The organism is Aquidulcibacter sp., from assembly GCF_049239865.1.
Lineage (GTDB): Bacteria > Pseudomonadota > Alphaproteobacteria > Caulobacterales > Aquidulcibacteraceae > Aquidulcibacter.
This window is the reverse complement of the sequence record NZ_JBMLTR010000219.1, coordinates 192,778-213,539: the sequence shown is the minus strand read 5'-3', so window position 1 is coordinate 213,539 and position 20,762 is coordinate 192,778. Positions and strand designations below refer to the sequence as shown.

Below are 20,762 nucleotides of genomic sequence, written 5' to 3'. Positions count from 1 at the left end.
AGCAGAGACTAGAGGTCGGAAAGTGCAGCGCGCAATGCCAGTAAGTCGTCCGGCAGGTCGCTTTGAAAGCTCATCCGCTCGCTCGTAGCGGGATGGGTGAAGGCCAAGGTCTCGGCATGCAGCGCTTGGCGCTTTAGGCGCACGTCTTCTGGCAAAGCGGCATTGAGTGCGCGCGCTGCTTTGGTGTCGCCATAGACCTGATCGCCGATCAGGGGCATACCAATATGAGCCATATGAACGCGGATTTGATGGGTCCGGCCTGTCTCAAGCACGCACACCATCTCGGTTGCCGCCGCGCCTGGATTGCCCTGCAAGCCAATGCCAAAGCGCTTGACGATTTCATAATTGGTTGCCGCATTTTTACCGGCAGAGGCCGTGTCGGCTACCACCGCCATGCGCTTGCGGTCGCGCGGGTCTCGCGCCAGCCGCGCATCGACCCGCCCCGTCTTGCCCCAAGGCGACTTAGGCTGGCCCACGCCAAAAGCGCGATAGCGGCGCGATATGGTGCGGTCTTGGAATTGCCGCCCCAGTGAGGCCAAAGCAAACTCACTCTTACACACCACCATCACGCCAGAGGTGTCCATGTCCAAGCGGTGCACGATACCGGGCCTGCCCGTCGCCCCCACCACTTTCAGGCTATCGCCAGCGTGCCACAGAACCGCATTGACCAAAGTCCCCGTCCAATTACCCGGTGCGGGATGCACCGACAGGCCGGCCGGCTTATCCACTACCAGCACATGGGCGTCCTCATAAAGGATCGACAGCGGGATATTTTCGGCTTGTGGTTCAGCGGGCTCTGGTGGCGGCACTTCGACGCGATAGTGCGTGCCAACTTTCACCTTGGCCGAGACATTCATCTCCTTGACGCCATCACGGTAAACCCGCGCCGCCTCGATCAAATGCTTGATGCGTGAGCGGGAAAGGGCCGGAAAGGCTTCAGACAAGAACTTATCCAGCCGCTCGCCCGCCGCCTCAGGCGAGACGACCACTTCTTGCAGGCTGGGCGCGACATCGGGGGCGTCTAAGGCCTCAAGGTCGGCAAACTCGTCATCTTCCATGCGGGTGATGACTATTGCGCCCGAAAATCAAGCGTCGTCCACGCCGCAAACCAAGCCGTGACCGCATAGACGGCGACATTCTGGCGGACAGAGGCCAAATCAACCTTCTCCAGAATGTCATCCGGCGTATGGTGAATGGAGAAATATTTGCTGGCATCTTGCTGCAAATCCATCACCGGCACGCCCAAGGGCCGCAAGGTGGAGATATCGGACTGGCCACGCGCATCGTCGGTACCACGGGCAACGCCTAAGGGTTTGAGCGCCTTGGCAATGGCGGCTTTCACAGGGCCCGTCCCCGCGCCAAAGCCGAAATCGGCCTGATAGACTTTGCCGTCCCCGGAATCCGATTCTGCCGCAAACACATAGGAATCGGCCTTGCCCTTGATGGCTTGGGCATGGGCGGCAGCACCAATCAGGCCGACCTCTTCGGCGCCATACCAAATGATGCGGATGGAGCGTTTGGGTGGACCAGCAATATCGCGCACGAGTTTTGCCGCAGCCGTCACAATCCCACAGCCGACCGCGTCGTCGAGCGCACCTGTGCCAAGGTCCCAGGAATCCAAATGACAGGCCAACACGACATATTCGTCCGGCCGTTCGGTACCGCGCATTTCGGCGATGACATTGCCAGACTGGGCTTCAGGCTGAACCTTGGTTTGAACCTGCATGCGAACCTGGGTGGGCCCGCGCTCCAGAATGCGGCCTAATTGATTGGCGTCGGCATTGGCAAGGATCAGAACTGGCAGCTTACCCTGTTGGCCGCGCGCGCCTTGCCCGACATGGACTTCACGCTCAGACGTTCCCGCCGAACGGATAAGACAGCCAATGGCCCCAAGTTCTGCGGCCACCGACGCACATTCCCGTCGCTTTGCCACCGCCTTGCCATAGCCACTGCCATCTTGGGTGACGGGCATCACATCATCGACAAAGGCAATCTTGCCCGCCAAGGAACCCGGCGCCGCAGCCTTTAAAGCCGCCATATCGGCAAAGCGCACCACGTCACCCACGAGGCCCTCGGCCGGGGTTGAAGGTGAGCCACCTGTGGCATGCACTTCAAGGCGTTGGGCATGGGGGCCTAGAACCGTCGCGGTTTCCACGACCCGCTCCCAAGCGGTTAAGGGGAAGGTCTCAATCCGCGCATCGGTGAAGCCTTCTTGGGTGAGGCGCGCCACAGCCCACGCCCGCGCACGGGCCTCAGCTTCTGTACCGGCCAAGCGCGGCCCGACATCGGTGGTGAGGTCGCGGGTAATCGCATAGGCGCGATCATCTTTCAGGGCCGCCTCAATCAAGGCCTTGGCGGGCGGGGTTGGCACCTTGGTTTGCGAGAAAGCCAGCGCGGGCAGCCCCGCCAACAAACCTGCGACAATCATCGCCTTAACTCTACCCATCACCTACCCCTTATGCGTCGCTTAAGCGATCATGGTAGTCGTGACCGCCGCCGCGATGCAAGCCCATTTACCCCGTCGGCCTACTTGATGGTGATGGTTTGGCTATTCTGGCCTTGTTGCACCACAAAGCGCGTCGCTTCAGGCTTTGGTGGACCCAATTGGGCCTTGGCATTGTTTGAAAATGCATAGGGCTCCTTCGGGATGCCGAACGGGCCAAGATCCAGTTCTTGATTGCCATTCACATCGCGAAACGCACGCATCGTGCAGACTTGACCCACCCGCTGGTCTGCAAAGCGGATCATAACTTGTGGGCCACGCACATCAGCTTGGGCGGAAACCGAACGCCCCTGATCGCCCGGCTTTTCGGCACAGGTCAATTGCGCCATCACTTGGCCCGCCTGCTTTTCAAAACCCGTAAAAACAAACTGCACTGGGGCTAAACTGGCAACAGGGGCTGCCATGACAAGGGGGCCGGTAGCGAGAAAAAGTGCGATCGCGGCAATCGGGAGGGGAGGAGACAAAAAGCGCATGGAAGTAGGTCCTTTAAGGATCGAATTTGGTTGGGAGGGAAGAATTGAGCTGCAGGGTCCTGCTACCCAAACAGCAGCGCATAGAAGGTGCGGCCGGGAATGAAGGTCATGACGCCCGCTACGCAGAGTCCGAAGTAAAGGCCTCGCATGGTTTTAAAATGGGCTTGCACATTGCCTTGGCGGACGAACCAAATGGCACGGGGCAGGCTGATGAATGTCCAGACGGACAGGATATGAATGGGGCCAAACTGCCCCAGCATGGGTGCAAAGCTCTTCATAAAGAGGCTGGAGAGCGCCGTTGTCATCATCGTCACAGCCCAGATTCGGCCCATCACCTTATGGCCGGGTGTGCCCTTTGGGCCAAAAAGCACGATGCCACCCAGAACTAAAGAACTGGTCGCTCCACCGACATGGATCAGCGTGACAAGGGGGAGCTCGGCGAAGACGCGCCAGTCAGGGGCACGAAGCGTAAAGCTCTGGCTCAACAGCCAAGACCACACATTCGGCCCGAAAGACGAAAGCGCCACAGCCACCATGACGACGGCAAAGGCAGGGCCTAGCACGGGGCGAATGATCTCCAGCATTTTGCCAGTCTGGTTCAATCGATTGGCCGTGAGGCTTAGGGTTTTTGGGGAGGAAATGTCGGTCATCAGCTTAAACTCCAAATCGTGTCACAAGCTCTTTGCGAGGGACGCAGGACTTGGTTAGAAGGGGGTTTGGGTGCTTGCACGCGCCGATACGTGGAGAAACTGGCTTTATGCGCGAAACACCAAGCACTGTGGTTCACGAAGCGCCAAATACCAGTTGGACTCGCCTGTTTGTTAGCGCCGAAAACCTGCGCGGCTATGGCATTAGTTTGGCGCTCGGCAGCCTTTTGGCCATATCTGGTGCGTTTGAAACCCAAAACTTGCCGCTCTGGGTCCGCTTTGCCTATTGGCTACCCATCATGCTGGCGGGCGCATTCATCGGCGGGCTGATCAGTTGGAAGCTGGTGGCCATTGAGCGCTGGGCCCGTTCGCCCTTCTTGAGTTGGGCCGTGGTGACTTTGTTGGTCTCCATCCCCATGACCGTCATCGTTTGGGCGGTTACGGGGTTGGCCTTTCAGGATCGATTACAGCCACACGCCCTGCCCTATTTCTTTGCCCCGGTTGCCATCATCTCAGCCTTTATGGCGGGCCTCCTGACCTTGACCAATCAAGCCCCGCGCGAGACTTATGGCGCGCCGCCCAGCAGCGCAGATGATAAACCCACAACCATTCGCTTCTTAGAACGCCTTCCCATCTCCCTGCGCGGTGCCGAAATCTATGCGGTCTCCAGCGAGGATCATTATTTGCGCATCCACAGCTCACGGGGGACAGATCTGATCCTCATGCGCTTAAGCGATGCGATCAACGAGCTAAACGGGATTGAAGGCGCGCAAGTCCACCGCTCGTGGTGGGTGGCGCGTGGTGCGGTCAAGGATGTCGAACGCGGCGACGGCAAAGCCGTCTTCACCCTCACCAACGACACCCAAGTCCCCGTCAGCCGCACCTATGCCAAAGCCCTGCGTGAGATTGGCTGGTATTAGGGGGTGTCTTCCCGAACGGCGTCTGCCGAGTCCCAGACCTTGCGGCGCAAAGTCCCAGGGGGTCCCCGCTCTGCGCTGACGCTTCGACTCGGGTGACATCGTGGGGGAACGGAGCGCGCAACAAAAGTTGCGCTTGTCCTCGCGTTTGCATGCCCAACTCGTGTTGCGCGGTCCTTTTGGTGATCCTTCCATCTCACCAAAATCGGTCCAGATGAAAACACCCCTTCAGTCCGCTTCGCGGCCAGCTTCCCCGCGAGCGGGGAAGCGGCAGCAGCTGGGACACGCCGCTTCCCCGTTTACGGGGTTTCGGCGCATGCGCCGATGTCCGCCGGAGGCGGTGAAGGGGTGCTTCCGCAAACTCACAAAGGTCCCCGCTCTCCGCTTCGCTGCGGCGGGGATGACATCGTTGGCGTGCAGCCTTCCCCTAATACCCTAAGCGACCACTCAAAGTGCCGATCAGATCTACAACCGCTTCGCCGATCACCGTGCCTGGCAGATAGACAGCACTTGCCCCCATTTGTTTGAGGACGGGCACATCATCAGGTGGGATCACGCCGCCGATGACGATCATGATGTCGCTGCGGCCTTCCGCAGACAGGGCTTGGCGCAGGGCAGGCAGCAGCGTCAAATGGCCCGCAGCCAGCGACGAGAAGCCGATGACATGGACATTATTCTCCACCGCTTGGCGCGCAGCCTCTTCCGGTGTCGCGAACAAGGGGCCGATGTCGACGTCAAAGCCCAGATCGCTAAAGGCCGTGGCAATCACCTTTTGGCCGCGATCATGGCCATCTTGGCCCATTTTGGCGACAAGGATTTTGGGTGCGCGACCATCGGCCTTGGCAAAGGCGGCAATGGCCTCGCGGGCCTGTTGCAGCACAGGATTTGAGGGGTCTGCTTCGCGGGCGTAGACGCCAGAATTGATCCGAATCTCTGCCTTGTGGCGGCCATAGACATCTTCTAGGGCCAGCGAGATTTCACCCACGGTCGCTTTGGCCCGGGCGGCCTTGATAGCGAGGTCGAGAAGATTGCCAGACCCGTCGCGGGCAGCGGCCGTCAAGGCGGCACAGGCGGCATCGACTTCGGCTTGGTTGCGTTCAGCCTTTAAGCGCTTGAGCTTCTCCAGCTGTTTCATGCGCACCGCCGTATTATCGACCTTCAGGACCGGCACGTCTTCGACGTCATCGAGCGGGAATTTATTGACGCCCACGACGGTCTGCATGCCCGTATCGATGCGCGCTTGGGTCTTAGCTGCGGCTTCTTCAATGCGCAGTTTGGGCAGGCCCTGTTCGATGGCTTTGGCCATGCCGCCCAAGGCTTCGACTTCTTCAATATGCTTCCAAGCCCGCTCGGCGAGATCAGCCGTCAGCTTCTCGACATAATAGCTGCCGCCCCAAGGATCGATGGGGCGAGAGAAACCGGCTTCTTCTTGCAAGACCAATTGCGTGTTGCGGGCGATGCGGGCGGAGAAGTCGGTTGGCAGGGCCAGCGCCTCGTCCAAGCTGTTGGTGTGCAAGCTCTGGGTGTGGCCATGGGTGGCGGCCATGGCTTCGACGCAGGTGCGCACGGCATTGTTGAACACGTCTTGCGCGGTCAGGCTCCAGCCAGAGGTCTGGCTGTGAGTGCGCAGGGCCAAGGACTTCTCGCTCTTAGGATTGAACTGCTGGACCAAGCGCGCCCACAAGGCCCGCCCTGCCCGCATCTTGGCGACTTCCATGAAGAAATTCATGCCAATCGCCCAGAAGAATGACAGACGCGGGGCAAATGCATCAATATCTAATCCTACCTCTAGGCCAGCTCGGATATAATCCAACCCGTCGGCAAGGGTGTAGGCGAGCTCGAGGTCTGCCGTCGCCCCGGCTTCTTGCATATGATAGCCGGAGATAGAGATGGAGTTGAACTTCGGCATGTTTTGGCTGGTGAAGGCGAAAATGTCCGAAATGATCCGCATGCTGGGTCCGGGCGGGTAGATATAGGTGTTGCGGACCATGAATTCTTTGAGGATGTCGTTTTGAATGGTGCCGGAAAGCTTGTCAGGGCTCACGCCTTGCTCTTCAGCTGCCACGACATAGAGCGCGAGGATGGGCAGGACCGCGCCATTCATGGTCATGGACACGCTCATTTGGTCGAGGGGAATGCCCTCAAACAAGGTGCGCATGTCGTAAATGCTGTCGATGGCAACGCCGGCCATGCCGACATCGCCTAGAACGCGGGGGTGGTCGCTGTCATAGCCGCGATGGGTCGCCAGATCGAAGGCAACCGACAGACCTTTTTGACCCGCTGCCAGATTGCGGCGGTAAAAAGCGTTGGAATCTTCGGCCGTAGAGAAGCCTGCATATTGGCGGATCGTCCAAGGCTGTTGCACATACATGGTGGGATAGGGCCCACGAATATTGGGGGCGATACCGGGAAGCCCGCCCAAATGGTCCAGCCCTTTGAGGTCTTCCGGGCCATAAGACGGCTTGACCAGCACATCTTCTGGCGTGCGCCACATCTCAGCGCTGGCCGCGCCCGTGGATGCCGGGGCTAGGTTTGGCGTGCCAAGCGCTAACTGGGCGAAGTCAGGTAGCTTGCTCATGCGGGCTCCTCCAGAAGCGTGATGGCGTGGGTGAGTTCGGCCAAAATGTCTGCCCCGGCAAAGAGGTTGCGATCGATGGCTGGGGCTTGGAATTTGCCGGCCAACCAAATTTGCGTGGCACCAGCGGCTTTAAGGGCGGCGGCAGCTTCGGAGGCCTGTGCCTCATAAGTCGCATCATCGCCGCACAGGCACACCAGCTGTGCGCCACTGGCCTTGAAAGCGGCAATGAGCGCCGCCTGATCTGTATGGGCGACGTCGGTGCCCAAGGCCTTGATACCGCCCGCTTCAAAGGCATTGCGGGCAAAGCCAGCGCGTGCACTGAACTTGGCGAGCGCGCCCAAAGTCGCCAGAAAAATCTTAGGGCTGAGGCTGTCTGCCCGGTCGCGCAGCGCTTCAAAATCTTGCGCCAAACGCATCGGTGGGATTGCGCCGGGCAAAGGTGTTGCGGGCGTCGAGGTCGCCGCGATGGCAGGCGTGGCGGGCAACACTTCGTCCAGATTGGCATAGATATTGATGCCAATGAGCTGCGTCTTGCGCTTGGCAATATCGCGGACCCGCGCAGCCCGCGTTTGGGCCACCCATGCTTGGACCAAGCCTTGATCCAAAGCAGTTGGCAGGCCACCTGCCCGTTCAATTTCTTGCACCAAGGGCCAAGCCGCTTGGGCCAAATCCTCGGCCAAAGCTTCCATCGCCCAAGCCCCACCGGCAGGATCGGTCACGCGACCCAGATGGCTCTCTTCTTGTAGGATCAATTGTGTGTTGCGGGCGATACGGCGGGCATTCTCGTCAGCCAGCCCTAACGCACTTGAATAAGGAAGGACGGTGATCACGTCTGCCCCACCGGCCGCGGCCCCAAAGCAGGCGCACGTGGCGCGCAAGATATTCGTCCACGGATCGCGCTTGGTTTGCATACGGCCAGAGGTCACAGCCTGCAGGCGCATGGGTGCTGCGACACCGCACGCATCCAAGACCCGTGCCCACAGCCTGCGGGCTGCGCGCTGCTTGGCGATCTCGACCACCACATCAGGACCTGCAGCCAGCGTGAACAGCAAGGTTGAATTCACCGCCGCAGCAGACAAGCCAAGCGCCTCACCTGCTCGCAAATGGGCGATCCCAGAGGCAATCAATACTGCGAGCTCTTGGGCCTCAGAACCACCGCCTTCATGCACGGGCCGCGCATCGGCGCGCAAGCAGGTCGCCATCGGAAACAGGGCTTGGGTCTGGGCGGCAAAGCCTGCTGCTGCTTCAAGGCTGCATCCGGTTTGGCCATTCATGCGGGCAGCTAGGGGGTCGAGATTAAAGGCAAGCTTTGCCGTCGCGCGGTCACCTTCCGGCACAGCATCAGCCAAAGCGCGCGCAGCGCCCAAGGGATCTGCTGGCGCATCCAAAGCCACCGTCGCCAGCGCCACGAAGATGCCTTTAATCAAGACTTGAAAGTCTGCAACGCGACTGGCGACGACGCCGCAATTACCGGTTGGATCAATCACAAACTCCAGCGAAGAGACGCCGCGTTCCAGATCATAAAGAGCAGTTTGATTGGCGGCTTGCGGGTCTGGCGTCAGAATGGTTTGGCGAACATCCCAAGGCAGGAACGCATCGCGCACCGAATCTGCACCGCGAATGAAAGGTGCTTGGCCTGCCACCCCGGTCTGTTCCGCCGGGTTCGGCGCATCGACCGACGTGTAAAGCGGACGAACGGGCACGCCATCATAGGTCTGCCCAATAAGGCGTTCAAACGGAGACCCCTTCAATGCTTTCTCTGCCAGCTCCTGCCAGCGCGGAATTTCAGGGTTAGTGAAGCCAGAAGCCAGTGCGAATGGATGAGTCATGAGATGGCAAGTGCAGGGCTAAGCCCGCCTCGTCAAGACCTCACCTAGCGGTAGATACCAGTCGAACCAAATCCGCTTGCCGCCGCAGGCCCAATTTTGCAAGCAGGCCTTTGATTTGACTCTTGACGGTCGCCACCGAAGTCTTGCGGATCGCCGCAATCTCTTCGACCATGCGGGCTTGCGAGAGGAGTGTTGCGATATTGGCCTCAGATTTGGTGAGGCCGGCAAAAACCTGCAAACCAGTGATGGTCGCCATCTCATCTTGCGCGGTTTTGGGCAATAGCACGGCGACATAGGGGCCCAAGGTCACCTCGCATTTAAACAGGCGGACCATATCGACGACCCAGCCATCCAAGTTCCGCAATGGCACAGACAAATGCTTGCCCTGATAGCCGTCATACAGAACACCAATCCCGGCTTGCAGGTCCGTGACACTGCGGGCTGCCAAAGCCGTCAATTTGCCGTCCTTCAAACGCAATGTGCTCGACGCCTCAATCCGGCGAGCCCATTTTGACGTGCCCGCGTGGACGTGGCCAGTTTGGTCCACAATCACGCCATGGACGCTAGCGGCCTCGAGACCAGCCAAAAACTGTTTAAGCTTGGCGCGACGGTCCTTCTCTGCCTTGGTGTCATAACCGGAATCGGTTTGCCAGGACGGCACATGCTCATCCGAGGTACGATCAATGGCATCAAAAGCCCATGAAATCCCCACGGCTTCTGGATCGTCGAAACCGATGGGCATTTCCTGCACAGGTTCATAATCAGGACGAATCTTTAGATCAGAACTGGTGCTATCAGCACTGGCGTCAACACTGATCATGGGAGTTGGTTCAAACGAACCATTTTCCTCGGGCTTTTCCGCGCTCATACAACTTCCCCAAGCCGAGGCTTCATCTTGTTGAGGCTATTGGGCAAAGTCCACTCAAAATAGCGGTTAATTCGCCACCGGATCAAAAATGTTTCGCAATTGTGATCAATAATCTGTCAGCCCCGCGCGAAACGCCGGTAAGCTTCTGGTGGTCAATGCCAGTTTTGTCCGGTGCTTCTACTTGCATCGCGGCGCAGGACGCGCCAAGACGGGACCATAAACGTAGCCATAATGGCACCTGCCACACTGCTCTGGGAGTTCATATGTCGGTACCTGCAGTTCTATCTCGTCTTCGGATCCCTGTGATTGGAGCCCCGCTCTTTATCATTTCCAACCCTGATCTGGTCATTGCTCAGTGTAAGGCCGGTGTGGTGGGTTCATTCCCAGCGCTCAACGCACGCCCTGCCCACGTACTGGAAGAATGGCTCGACAAAATCACCACCGAATTGGGTGAGTGGACCGACAAAAACCCAGACCGTCCCGCCGCACCATTCGCCGTCAACCAAATCGTTCACAAGACCAATGACCGTCTGATGCATGACGTTGAGGCTTGCGTGAAGTTTAAAGTACCGGTTGTCATCACCTCGCTGGGTGCCCGCGAAGATGTGAACCAAGCCATCCAGTCTTACGGCGGGATCACTTTGCACGACATCATCAACAATCGCTTTGCCAAAAAGGCCGTTGAAAAGGGTGCGACGGGTTTGATCGCCGTCTCGGCCGGTGCCGGTGGCCACGCAGGTACCTTGTCTCCTTTCGCTTTGGTACAAGAAATTCGCGAGTGGTTTGACGGACCTTTGTGCGTATCGGGCTCCATCGCCAATGGTGGTGCAGTTTTGGCAGCCCAAGCGATGGGCGCAGACTTTGGTTACATCGGCTCAGCCTTTATCGCGACGGCGGAAGCCAATGCCGAGGAGGCCTATAAGCAAATGATCGTCGACAGCAATGCCGACGATATCATCTATTCCAACTTGTTTACTGGCGTGCACGGCAATTACTTGGCTCCTTCGGTTGTCAACGCTGGCCTCGACCCCGCTAACCTGCCTGAAAGCGACCCATCGGCTATGAACTTCGGCTCTGGTGGCAATCAGTCGAAGAAGGCTTGGCGCGATATTTGGGGCTGTGGCCAAGGCATTGGTGCCGTCAAAAAGGTGGCGACTGCGGGTGAGTTTGTAGACCGCTTGGCTGCGGAATATGAAGCCGCGAAAGCGCGGATTATCGCAGCACCCTTGCGCTAGATTAGCCTGTATCGGTCAATCTATCCGACTGACCTATGACAAGGGCCATGGTGTCGTCTTCGTTCAGAGGATTGACCCATGGCCCTTTTTAATTCCCCACCCCCTGCCGCTCAGCTTGGTTGGCGTTGGCCGCACTTCACGGCGACAGAATTGTCCTGCCCGTGCCGCAAGCATTGTACAGGCGAGTATTTTCATGATCCGCGCTTTTTAGACGCCCTAGAGGCGATGCGGCACGACGTTGGCCCATTGATCATCCGATCCGGTCATCGCTGTCGGGCCCATAATGCCGCTGTAGGTGGTGTCCAAAATTCCTACCATGCCAAAGCGATAGCAGCCGACATTGCCGTTACAAACAAGGACCGGGCACGAATATTACAGGCAGCCGTCAATGCGGGCTTCACCGGTCTAGGCTATGGCCGCAGCTTTTTGCATGTCGATTTGGGTCCAGCCAGAGCTTGGACTTATCCAGGTGCCTTGGGCTTATGGGTTAGAGCACTCGGGTTTGACCCGATGCGCAATCCATTAAAACCTCAGAAGCAACAAGCTTAGCCGCCCTTGCCCTTATTCTTGGCTTCTTTGGCTTCGCGCTCGGCTTTGGTTGGCGGTGGTGGGGCGCTGGCTTTGATCTGACGCGCTTGCAAGGCCAAAGCCTCACCGCGAGCGCCCTCTTCATCTTCGCAACTGACGCGATCTTTAAGAATCGGGTCGCGTCCAACGACACACAAGCCACTGGCAGCCACGCGGACATTGCCGACGCTGTCAGCTGGATCATTGGTGTCGCGATTGAGAAGTTGAGATGAAACCTCGGCTTGGGCGCGCGATTTGATCTCTTGGGCGTAGAAGGACAAAGCCGCGCTCTCGCCAGAACGGCCCATCGAGCCAGTCGCACTGGCAAATCGCTGAACAGAGTCAGCAAAAGCACGCGGCGAGATTTTGCCGGAGAAATAAAGACGGCGAGCCAGCACGGCCTCTGCACCGAAAAATGTTTCAGCAGAGCGCGGGTCGCGCTTTTCAAAGGCTAAAAAGCCCAACCGCTTGGTGGCCTCTAACGCAACCGCATCGCCTGCTTCACCTGGCGGTGCCAATGTCAAAGCATTGCGGAACGCTTGTTCTGCTTGCCGAAGATCACCAGCCGCGCTGGCCGCCGTACCGGCTTTCAGGGCCTCGCGCGCAGCTTCATCGGTGATGGGCGGTGGCGGTGGGGCCGGTTCGGGTGTTGCGACTGGAGCTGGAGCCACGACTTCAACGACGGGGGCTGCAACCTCTTCAACCGGGGCCGGAGCCGGTTTTGGGGGCGTTACTTTCTGAACCACAGGCGGACGCTGGGTACGCTTGGACTTGCTATGCTTCTGACCTGCGGTTTGCGCCAAAGCGAGGCTGCCCAAGCTCGCCGCCATACCCGCTAACAGGAACAAGTTTGTTTTGGAAACTTTCAAGTGACCCTCGGTTCTAGAGCGAACAAACTGTTGCTCCAATTTAGTCAGGACTCGCGCCAAGCGCCTGTGATTGACCACAATAGCGAACGCACGCTGCGACGCAACGCGTAACACGCAGAAGGGTTAGGGATTTCCTGCATAGTCACAAAGTAAGGCCGCAACGTGGCGTTCTAAACTCTCCCACTTCTTATAGGCGCGCACATCTTGGTTTGCCTCATGCCAAGCCTGCTGGAAAGCGCTAGCAAGGGCTTGATCGGCAAGGAGGTCTGCCAATCGATAGAGTCGGATGCGTATGGTGAAGAGGACTGCGCCTGTTTGGGGAAGCCTGCGAATGGTCTGGCGCTCGACCCTCACATGAAGCGCGTCCCTTGCCGCATCAAGGGCGGCCGCAGTGGCCGCTGCGCGCAAGGGCGTGGCGTCGGGCGTATAACGCGCGTCGCTCCATTGCACGGTCCAATTAAAGCGCTCCAGAACGAGCTCATCACGCAATAAGGAGAAGACACGAGAAATCCGCCCGCCCAGACCTGGATCGCCGCCGGGCACCGGTCGATGCAGGGCAAAGAGGCTTTTGCCAATGGCTTCATGAGCCGAGAAAAAGGTTGGACTGCACAAACACAGGGCCGTGTTGGTCCAAGCGCCCTCGCGCATTTCCATCAGTACCAGATCGTCGGAAACCAACCGGCTGGCGGCAAACAGGGGAGGCTCACCTGGATCAAAACTCTGACCACAAGCGGTGGCAACCAGCTGTGCCGCCTCTAATTGACCGGGCATAGAGCCTGTTACGCTAGCAAAAACCGCGTCGGATTCGGTATCCATAAGCGCATTTTTAGGCGCAAGCCAATCGGCCTGATCATCGGGCATCAACCAAGCTTGCGGCTCAATCGGGGCGAGGCCGACATCAAAGCGCGGCGGGCCCTGCTCAAATGGCAGAGGACGGGAGGAGGATAGCGCGTGCGACACGCTTTGTTGAAACCTGTCTGGGCGCAGGTTGCAAGCGGGCAGATGCGGTGAAGCCGCTGCCCACCGCTAAATTAGGGTGAATAGATCAGGGGGTCGTTTGTGGCACCAAATCATTGGGCCCAATCACCCGATTGGTCGACCTACTTGGATTGGCCTTGCTGGCGGCCGCAGCCCGTTGGCGATAAGTCCAAGAATCCGCTTCGTCGCCGCAGACGGTGGCAAACACACGTTGCGGCTTGCCGTCGGCCCCAATACGCACATCCTCTTGGGTTTGGCAGGTGGAATCTGGGTTCACATCACCGCTGAAAATGTCAGACGTGACTTTCAGGCCTTGGTCTGGCGCTGCTGCGCAGCTGGGGGTGGGCTGTCCTGGAGTCACAACGCACAGATTGGACGGGCCGAACAAACTCGCGGTGGGATCAAAGGCTTCCACATTCGCATCCGCGCCGGGTTGCTTCGCTGCGGGCCCGGACCAATCCAGCGGAACGGCCCCATCCGGGGTCGCAATCGCATTCTTCAGACCTGGCATGAGAGGGCCAGATGGTGATTGAGTCTCTGCACCAGTAGGTGAATCTGGCGACAAGGGTGACGTCGCCGACAATGCGACCATCATAAGGGCCAAAAATTGGGTCAACGCGAAAACCTCTCATGCACGGAACGACGAGATTGTAGATTGGCTGGAACATGCCTGCGAAGTCTTACTTTGGCGTGAATGCGTCGCCGGCTTGGGAAGTCGGCGGGCATAAGGGTCCTCCAACTTGATCTCAGGACGGGGATGACTCAATTGATGGACCGATAGATCACCTCGCAACAAAGCACGCACCGCCGCCTGAACCCGATTGACGACACCCAATTTTCGCGAGGCATTGCCTAAATGAAACTGGACTGTGCGGGCCGTCACGCCTGTCACCACCCCGATTTCCCAATTGGTTTTGCCTTCCAGAACCCAATGCAAACACTCAATTTCACGACTGGTCAGATGGGCAGGTTCGGCAGGTTGAAACAGGGCGGCAGCCGTCAGACGGCGGACGCGCTGGTAAAAGGCCATGGCAATATGGCTGAGCGCCTCCTCATCATCCGGGTCAAGGCGGAGCAGTCGAGGTGCAGCAAACATCATGATGGCCACACAGCCTTGTGGCCCATGGACGGGCGTGGTGATGCCATCGCGAAACCCTTGTTCGCGCGAGGCCCGCACAAAGTCGCGCTGTTCAGGGTTGCGGGCAGAGGCAAAAGCCCGTTGCCATTGGACAGAGCCCGCCCGTTGGATGGCCTGATTGCGGGCAGGGTCAGTCCGACAACTGGGCTCTGTGGCATATTGGCGTCGCCAAGTCGGGTCAAAATTGCCAAAGTTCAAAAGGCTGGTTGGATCCAACATCGGGTTGTGCGGCCCCGGGGCCAATTGATACCAGCCAAAGCCGCAAGCCTTGGCATAGGTGGTGAGGATGTGGTGGAGGTCGCCTTCACGCCTTGCGGCACGCAACTCGAGTAAAACCGCGGCAGTTAGGCTTTGAATCTGAGTCATCGCCGTCTCCGTTTGTGCTGCACTCTTCTGGTGCATTTAATAAGTTTATCAATTTTAGATAGAGTTTCTTGGTGGCGATAGGGGGGCGCTGTGTGTTTCCTCCGTTGCATGGGACCGCTCTCAGTGAAAATCGCGGCTATTGGCGAAGGCGCGGGTGGTCCGCTGTTGGGCGAGTGCACGATTATTGGCTTGAGTCAGCTTTGGATCTTCGCGCGGACTTTGATGTTCATCGGCGCGGGCCAGTGCTTGGGTGAAGCCTTGGCTGCCGTCGGACAATTCTGCCAGACGGGGGTTCAGATTGGTGACTCGGTCCGCGATCACATGGATGACGCCATGCTCTCGCTGCAGCCTGCCTCTGATGCCCATGAATTTTGCAGCCAAAGTCTCACGCCGGAACCGCTCAAAAATCTTTGGCCAAACAATCACATTGGCAGAGCCAAATTCATCTTCCAGCGTCACAAACAAGACGCCTTTAGCCGTACCGGGCTTTTGCCGCACCAAGACAAGGCCAGCAATATCAACGCGCGCGCCATTGGGGGCGGTCTTGAGCGCTTGGGAAGTCACAAAGCGCTTCTCGGTCAATTCAGCGCGGAAGAAGGACACTGGATGGGCTTTGAGACTGAGGCGCAGACGGGCGTAATCATGCACGACCTGTTCGCTCAGCGGCATCTCTGGCAGGGCAGGATCCACTTCTGGGCCATATTCGCTCGCATGCTCAAATAAGGGCAAGGCATGTTCAGCTAGGCCTTTGGCACGCCAAAGTGCTTGGCGGCGATCCAAGTTCAAGCTGCCCATCGCATCCCCATCAGACAGCAAATCCATCGCCCGACCATTTAAGCGCGCGCGCCGTTTCAGGTCTTCCGCATCGAGGAATCTTGCACCCCCAGCGCGGGCCGCAACCAAGCGGGCGGCATCGGCCTCCTTAAAGCCCTTAATCTCCCGCAGCCCTAGGCGCACGGCTTTACGGGCCTGCCCCGGACGCGCTTCCAACATAGTGTCCCAATCCGAAAAGCCGACGTCTGGCGGCAGCACCTCCACCCCATGCTCCTTGGCATCGCGCACCAATTGGGCAGAGGCATAAAAGCCCATGGGTTGAGCGTTGAGAATGGCGGCTAAAAAGACCTCGGGCCAATGCTTCTTCAGCCAAGCCGACACATAAACAATCAAAGCGAAACTGGCCGCATGGCTTTCAGGGAAGCCATATTCGCCAAAGCCCTCAATCTGGCGGAAACAACGCTCGGCAAAATCTTGCTCATAGCCATTGGCCACCATGCCATCGACCAAGCGTTTGCCAAATTCATGGATGATGCCGACTTTGCGAAAAGTTGCCATGGCGCGGCGTAAACGGTCTGCTTCAGAGGGTGTGAAGCCTGCCGCAACAATGGCGATGCGCATGGCTTGTTCTTGAAACAAGGGCACACCAAGGGTCTTGCCCAAAACGTCTTCCAGTGCCTTGGAAGGAAAGGTGACCTTCTCTTGGCCTTGGCGGCGACGCAAATAAGGATGGACCATATCGCCTTGAATGGGCCCGGGCCGCACAATAGCGACTTCAATCACCAGATCGTAAAAGGTGCGTGGGCGCAGCCGTGGCAGCATGGACATTTGCGCCCGGCTTTCAATCTGAAACACACCAACCGTATCAGCCGCGCAAATCATATCATAAACGGCGGGGTCTTCAGCTGGAATATCGGCAAGCCCCAGCCGCACGCCATAGTCGTGCTCTAAAAACTCAAAGGCGCGGGCAACACAGGTCAACATGCCCAAGGCCAGCACATCAATCTTCAAAATACCCAAAGCATCCAAATCATCCTTATCCCACTCCACAAAGGTCCGGTCTGGCATGGCGGCATTGCCAATGGGCACCACTTCATCGAGCGGCCCACGTGTGATGACAAAGCCACCAACATGCTGAGACAAATGGCGGGGAAATCCGTGCAGGGTGCGGGCCAGCATCATGGTCTGGGCAATCACGGGGGTCGTAATATCCAAACCTGTCATCTTGTGAATAAGGGCCGGATCAACCCCGCCGCGGCCCCAGCCCCAAACCGACTTGGCCAAAGCCTCTTGTGTATCCCCGCTCAACCCCATGACTTTGCCAACCTCGCGCAAGGAAGAGCGGCCACGATAGGAAATCACCACCCCAGCAATACCCGCCCGATGGCGGCCAAATTTGTCATAGATATATTGGATCACCTCTTCGCGGCGCTCATGCTCAAAGTCGACATCAATATCGGGTGGTTCGCGCCGCTCTGCTGAGATGAAGCGCTCAAACAAGAGGTCAACGCGGATGGGATCTACCGCCGTGATCCCTAAGCAATAGCACACCACCGAATTGGCAGCAGACCCCCGGCCTTGGCAGACAATGCCCCGGCTGCGCGCAAAGGCGACAATGTCATAAACGGTCAGAAAATAAGGCGCGTAACTCAATTCCGCGATCAGCGCATATTCATGATCCAAGGCCGCCCGCACCCGCTCTGGCACACCCTCAGGATAGCGGCCTTGCGCGCCCAATTCACTCAATCGAATTAAACTATCCATCGGGGTTTCCCCCCGTGCTACAACTTCATCGGGATATTCATAGGCCAGTTGATCTAGGGAGAAAGTGATCGCATCAAAAAGTTTCTTTTGCGCCTGAAGACAATCTTCAAACCCTTTGAAGAGGCGGATGATTTCTTCAGGGGGTTTCAGGCATTTTTCGCTATTTTGTAACCGCAAATAGCCCGCAGCTTCCAAAGTCGTCTTGGTGCGGATACAGGCCAAGACATCGGCCAACAGCCGGCGGTCTGGCGTGTGGAACAGTGCATCCATGGTGGCAATCAGGCGTGCGCGCGTGCCCTGAACCAGGCTCACCAGAGCGGCCAGACGTTGAAAGTCTGTACCGTCAAAAGGTCGGGTCGCGGCCACATAAAGGTCAGCGGTCAAGGGTGCGTCGGACAGGTGGGTCTGGGCTTTATCCAACCAAGCTTGGGTGAGGATGGGGGGTGGCACAAGGATGGCACAAGCCCCGTCCATGGCCTCCAACAGATCGGCTTTTTCTAGCGTGCAACTGCCCTTGCGCGAGCGGCGGTTGCCGCGCGTCAGACACCGGGTCAAGCGTCCCCAAGCCGCCCGGTCTTTGGGATAAAGGACGGTCTCAAATCCATCGGGCTCAACCAAGCGCGCACCAACGATCAACCGGATGCCGGCCTCTTTGGCGGCGACATGGGCCCGCACCACACCGGCGACGGTATTGATATCGGCCACGCCCAATCCTTGCAGCCCAAGGCCATGGGCCGCCCACACCATCTCATCGGGCTGGCTTGCCCCTTTCAGGAAGGAGAAACTGGTTGTCGCCAAAGGCTCAAAGATGCGCATGGACGCACCTCAATGGGATCAGCATTAAGTGAAGGGGCTTCATGCCGCACTCCCATGCACATACCATTTGGGATGATCGACTTTGCCGGGCAGGCCTTGGCGATAGAGCCAAAAGCGACGGCCCTCACTGGTCTCAATCCGGTAATAGTCGCGGTCATGGGCCTCGCCACAGGCAATACGCTCTGGCCCTTCGGCGCAAGCGACTTTGAAGGCTAAAGCGCGCCAGCGAAACAGGCGGGGTGGGCCGTCTGGTACTTCGGCGATGGCATCAATTGGTTCGGCGCGTTCTAACAGCAAAGCGGGGCGTCGCGCCGCCAAAGCTTCGGGGAAATGGCTCGCCTGCGGGCGTCGATCGGCAACCGCCACTTGGCGCACAGCCTGTTCGGGCACCCAATGGGCCACCGCCTCCATACGCGTCACCCGTCCAGCGCCTAAGCGGGCGGATAGGCGGTCAGCCAAACGATGGAGCGCATCGGCACTGGCCAAGGCCGCCGCAGCCACCGGGTCCAAGTCCATGACCTGGCCTTCCAATATTTCCACCACGGGCGCACAAATTTCAACCAGATCGACCCCAAAGCCTAAATCAAGCCCAGCGCCATTGGCCTCTGCCTCAATCCGTTCGCACAAGACCTTCGCCCACAAAACCGCGTCGCGATGGGCGCGCCCAGACCCGCCAACAAGCTGTAAGACGACCCCATCCACACGATAGAGATTGAGAACCAAGCGGCGTGCGCCTTCATTATAGGAGTCCAAAAGCGTGCACATTTCTCCTGCAGCCTTCGCCCCTGCCAGCTCCAAGCCTTGGCGGGTCATCAAGGGTTCGGCCAAGCGCAAGCGGATACGCCGCGGGATGATCTCCGCAACCGGGTCAATGGCTTCTTCCTCAAGCCCACGGGCCCGGTCCAAAGCGCGCACCAGATCAATACCAAACCGTCTGGCTAAAGCCGCCGACGATTGGGTGGCGACTTGGCCAATGGTCTTCAAGCCCAAAGCGCGCAAGCCCGTGGTCGTGCCGCTTGGCAGACGCAAAGCTTCCACCGGCAAAGCCCCAACCAAGGCGCGCAAAGCCGCTCCATCCGGCGCACTCAAACCATGGCGCGCCTCTGGCGCAAAGCGCGCCAAAGCAAAGGCCGCCCCCGGTGTCGCCGCGCAAGCTGCCCGCGCTGTCAGGCCCAAAGCCCGCATTTTGATGACCATATCGGCTAACATGGCGGCTTCACCCCCAAACAAATGGGCGCAGCCGGTAATGTCGAGGAAAAGCGCATGCGTGCCCTCAAGCCCTTTGACTGGCGCACAATATGGGCTCCACCGCATGGCCCAGCGTGCCAAAGCGGTCAGATCCTCACCCTCCCCCACGGGGTCACTATCGGCGACACAAACATCTGGCACCAAGGCCTTCGCCCCGGCCAACATCATGCCAGAGGATAGACCTGCCTCTTGCGCGGCACGATTGAGGGCAATGAGGCGAATTCCCCCGGCACTACGCGCAACCGTGGCGCACGGCTTAGCGCGCGAGAAACGTGTCCCATCGCCCTTAAGCAGAGAGGCGTTGCGGCTGAGGCGATCGGTTGGCCAGCGTGGCAGGCTGATACAGGCTATGCGTCGCATCATCATACTCCAAATCAAAGGATTGTGGACGCGCACCATTGCGGGCGCGTTCGAGGTGAAGTCTCCAAGCGGGGGGTCCAAGCCCCGGCAAAGCCGTCCCCAAGGGCACAGGGCGGCACGGTCGACTGGCGACAACCAGTCGCGCGCGTGCTGGCGCAAAAGCAGAGGTGCGCAGCCCTTGGACAGCCAGAACAAAACTATGGGCCTGCTCTGCCGCCAATTGGACCCGCCGTGCGCCGGCAAGGCTAAAGCCTGCTTTAGGGCCAGACAGAGCCAAAACACCGGCCAATCCAAAGGTTCGCGCCGCATCCTCCAGACAGGCATGAAAACCCTTCACATCCGGAGCACGCACCAACAAAATTCGCGATGGGCACACGCCAAGCTTCTGCAAACCCGGCCCATAAAGCTGCCCCCAAGCAGGCCCCCACCCCTGCCCGCGACTGGCATCTTCAATCACCACCAGATCGCCCGAGCGCTGCTGCAGCGCCTTGGCCAAACAGGCAAAAGCAAAGTGCAAGCTTGCAGGTTCATCCATGAAAGCAGCTGGAACCACTTCGGTCACAGCGCCCAAAGCCAATCCACCCCCCAAAGCTACGTCCAACCCGTCTGCACCTGTTGGCAAACAGCTCAAGGCCGGACGGCCCTCGGTCTCAATAGCCCGTATCTGGGTACGCAAAGCGGTCAAATCCGGTCTCATGGCTGGAACTCACACACCTTTCTGCTCTTTATGTTCTTGATTTGTTCTAATCACGAAGAAGCCAGTGAGTCGAGTCGGAAATCTGATGCCTTTTTGCGGGCATGTCCGATAATGACGTAGAACCGAAACGAGGAT

At 58.6% G+C, this 20,762-nt stretch carries 17 protein-coding genes; 3 read left to right on the top strand and 14 right to left on the bottom strand.

Annotation, left to right across the window (positions count from 1 at the left end):
- Positions 1-8: 8 nt before the first annotated feature.
- From ACOVRA_RS16510 to ACOVRA_RS16495, 4 genes are all read right to left on the bottom strand, one after another.
- Complete coding sequence (locus tag ACOVRA_RS16510; protein ID WP_421721247.1) at positions 9-1,058, bottom strand: RluA family pseudouridine synthase; 1,050 nt, start codon at positions 1,056-1,058, stop codon at positions 9-11.
- 11 nt (positions 1,059-1,069) lie between these two features.
- The gene (locus tag ACOVRA_RS16505) at positions 1,070-2,446 is read right to left on the bottom strand and encodes a M28 family peptidase (protein WP_421721246.1); all 1,377 of its coding nucleotides are present in this window, start codon (positions 2,444-2,446) and stop codon (positions 1,070-1,072) included.
- Between the two features lie 80 nt (positions 2,447-2,526).
- Positions 2,527-2,976, bottom strand: a complete 450-nt coding sequence (locus tag ACOVRA_RS16500) for a DUF2141 domain-containing protein (RefSeq protein ID WP_298230380.1) — start codon at positions 2,974-2,976, stop codon at positions 2,527-2,529.
- A gap of 62 nt (positions 2,977-3,038) precedes the next feature.
- A complete protein-coding gene (locus tag ACOVRA_RS16495) occupies positions 3,039-3,626 on the bottom strand; it encodes a DUF2306 domain-containing protein (protein WP_421721245.1) in 588 nt (195 codons plus the stop codon).
- A gap of 107 nt (positions 3,627-3,733) precedes the next feature.
- Between ACOVRA_RS16495 and ACOVRA_RS16490 the strand changes: the two genes are divergently transcribed.
- Positions 3,734-4,543 carry a LytTR family DNA-binding domain-containing protein gene (locus ACOVRA_RS16490; RefSeq protein ID WP_421721244.1) on the top strand — a complete coding sequence of 270 codons (810 nt, stop codon included), beginning with the start codon at positions 3,734-3,736 and terminating at the stop codon, positions 4,541-4,543.
- A gap of 424 nt (positions 4,544-4,967) precedes the next feature.
- On the opposite strand, the gene scpA is transcribed toward ACOVRA_RS16490, so the two are convergent.
- Genes scpA through ACOVRA_RS16475 form a run of 3 tightly spaced genes read right to left on the bottom strand, consistent with a single transcriptional unit; the run spans position 4,968 to position 9,815 of the window.
- Positions 4,968-7,118, bottom strand: a complete 2,151-nt coding sequence (gene scpA / locus ACOVRA_RS16485; RefSeq protein WP_421721243.1) for a methylmalonyl-CoA mutase — start codon at positions 7,116-7,118, stop codon at positions 4,968-4,970.
- Positions 7,115-8,947, bottom strand: a complete 1,833-nt coding sequence (locus tag ACOVRA_RS16480; protein WP_421721242.1) for a methylmalonyl-CoA mutase family protein — start codon at positions 8,945-8,947, stop codon at positions 7,115-7,117. The genes scpA and ACOVRA_RS16480 overlap by 4 nt, the downstream gene beginning before the upstream one ends.
- Positions 8,948-8,987: 40 nt before the next feature.
- Positions 8,988-9,815, bottom strand: a complete 828-nt coding sequence (locus ACOVRA_RS16475) for a helix-turn-helix transcriptional regulator (RefSeq protein WP_421721241.1) — start codon at positions 9,813-9,815, stop codon at positions 8,988-8,990.
- A gap of 263 nt (positions 9,816-10,078) precedes the next feature.
- Between ACOVRA_RS16475 and ACOVRA_RS16470 the strand changes: the two genes are divergently transcribed.
- Together ACOVRA_RS16470 and ACOVRA_RS16465 are read left to right on the top strand one after the other, a co-directional pair.
- Positions 10,079-11,050, top strand: coding sequence for an NAD(P)H-dependent flavin oxidoreductase (locus ACOVRA_RS16470; RefSeq protein ID WP_421721240.1), 972 nt, complete (start codon positions 10,079-10,081; stop codon positions 11,048-11,050).
- Between the two features lie 78 nt (positions 11,051-11,128).
- On the top strand, positions 11,129-11,599 hold the full coding sequence (locus ACOVRA_RS16465) for a D-Ala-D-Ala carboxypeptidase family metallohydrolase (RefSeq protein WP_421721239.1): 471 nt from the start codon (positions 11,129-11,131) through the stop codon (positions 11,597-11,599).
- On the opposite strand, the gene ACOVRA_RS16460 is transcribed toward ACOVRA_RS16465, so the two are convergent.
- The 7 genes from ACOVRA_RS16460 to ACOVRA_RS16430 form a co-directional block, all read right to left on the bottom strand.
- Complete coding sequence (locus ACOVRA_RS16460) at positions 11,596-12,486, bottom strand: hypothetical protein (protein ID WP_421721238.1); 891 nt, start codon at positions 12,484-12,486, stop codon at positions 11,596-11,598. The genes ACOVRA_RS16465 and ACOVRA_RS16460 overlap by 4 nt on opposite strands.
- A gap of 123 nt (positions 12,487-12,609) precedes the next feature.
- Entirely contained in the window at positions 12,610-13,446 is an 837-nt protein-coding gene (locus ACOVRA_RS16455; RefSeq protein ID WP_421721237.1) for a heme-dependent oxidative N-demethylase subunit alpha family protein, read from the bottom strand.
- An 85-nt stretch (positions 13,447-13,531) separates the two neighbouring features.
- The gene (locus tag ACOVRA_RS16450; protein ID WP_421721236.1) at positions 13,532-14,080 is read right to left on the bottom strand and encodes a hypothetical protein; all 549 of its coding nucleotides are present in this window, start codon (positions 14,078-14,080) and stop codon (positions 13,532-13,534) included.
- 12 nt (positions 14,081-14,092) lie between these two features.
- Positions 14,093-14,968 (bottom strand): helix-turn-helix transcriptional regulator, encoded by an 876-nt coding sequence (locus tag ACOVRA_RS16445; protein WP_421721235.1) that lies wholly within the window; start codon positions 14,966-14,968, stop codon positions 14,093-14,095.
- Between the two features lie 120 nt (positions 14,969-15,088).
- Complete coding sequence (locus ACOVRA_RS16440) at positions 15,089-18,322, bottom strand: error-prone DNA polymerase (protein ID WP_421721234.1); 3,234 nt, start codon at positions 18,320-18,322, stop codon at positions 15,089-15,091.
- A 39-nt stretch (positions 18,323-18,361) separates the two neighbouring features.
- Positions 18,362-19,936: a DNA polymerase Y family protein gene (locus ACOVRA_RS16435; protein ID WP_421721233.1), complete on the bottom strand. Its 1,575-nt coding sequence runs from the start codon at positions 19,934-19,936 to the stop codon at positions 18,362-18,364.
- A complete protein-coding gene (locus ACOVRA_RS16430) occupies positions 19,857-20,627 on the bottom strand; it encodes an ImuA family protein (protein ID WP_421721232.1) in 771 nt (256 codons plus the stop codon). Before ACOVRA_RS16430 ends, ACOVRA_RS16435 begins: the two co-directional genes overlap by 80 nt.
- Positions 20,628-20,762: the final 135 nt, after the last annotated feature.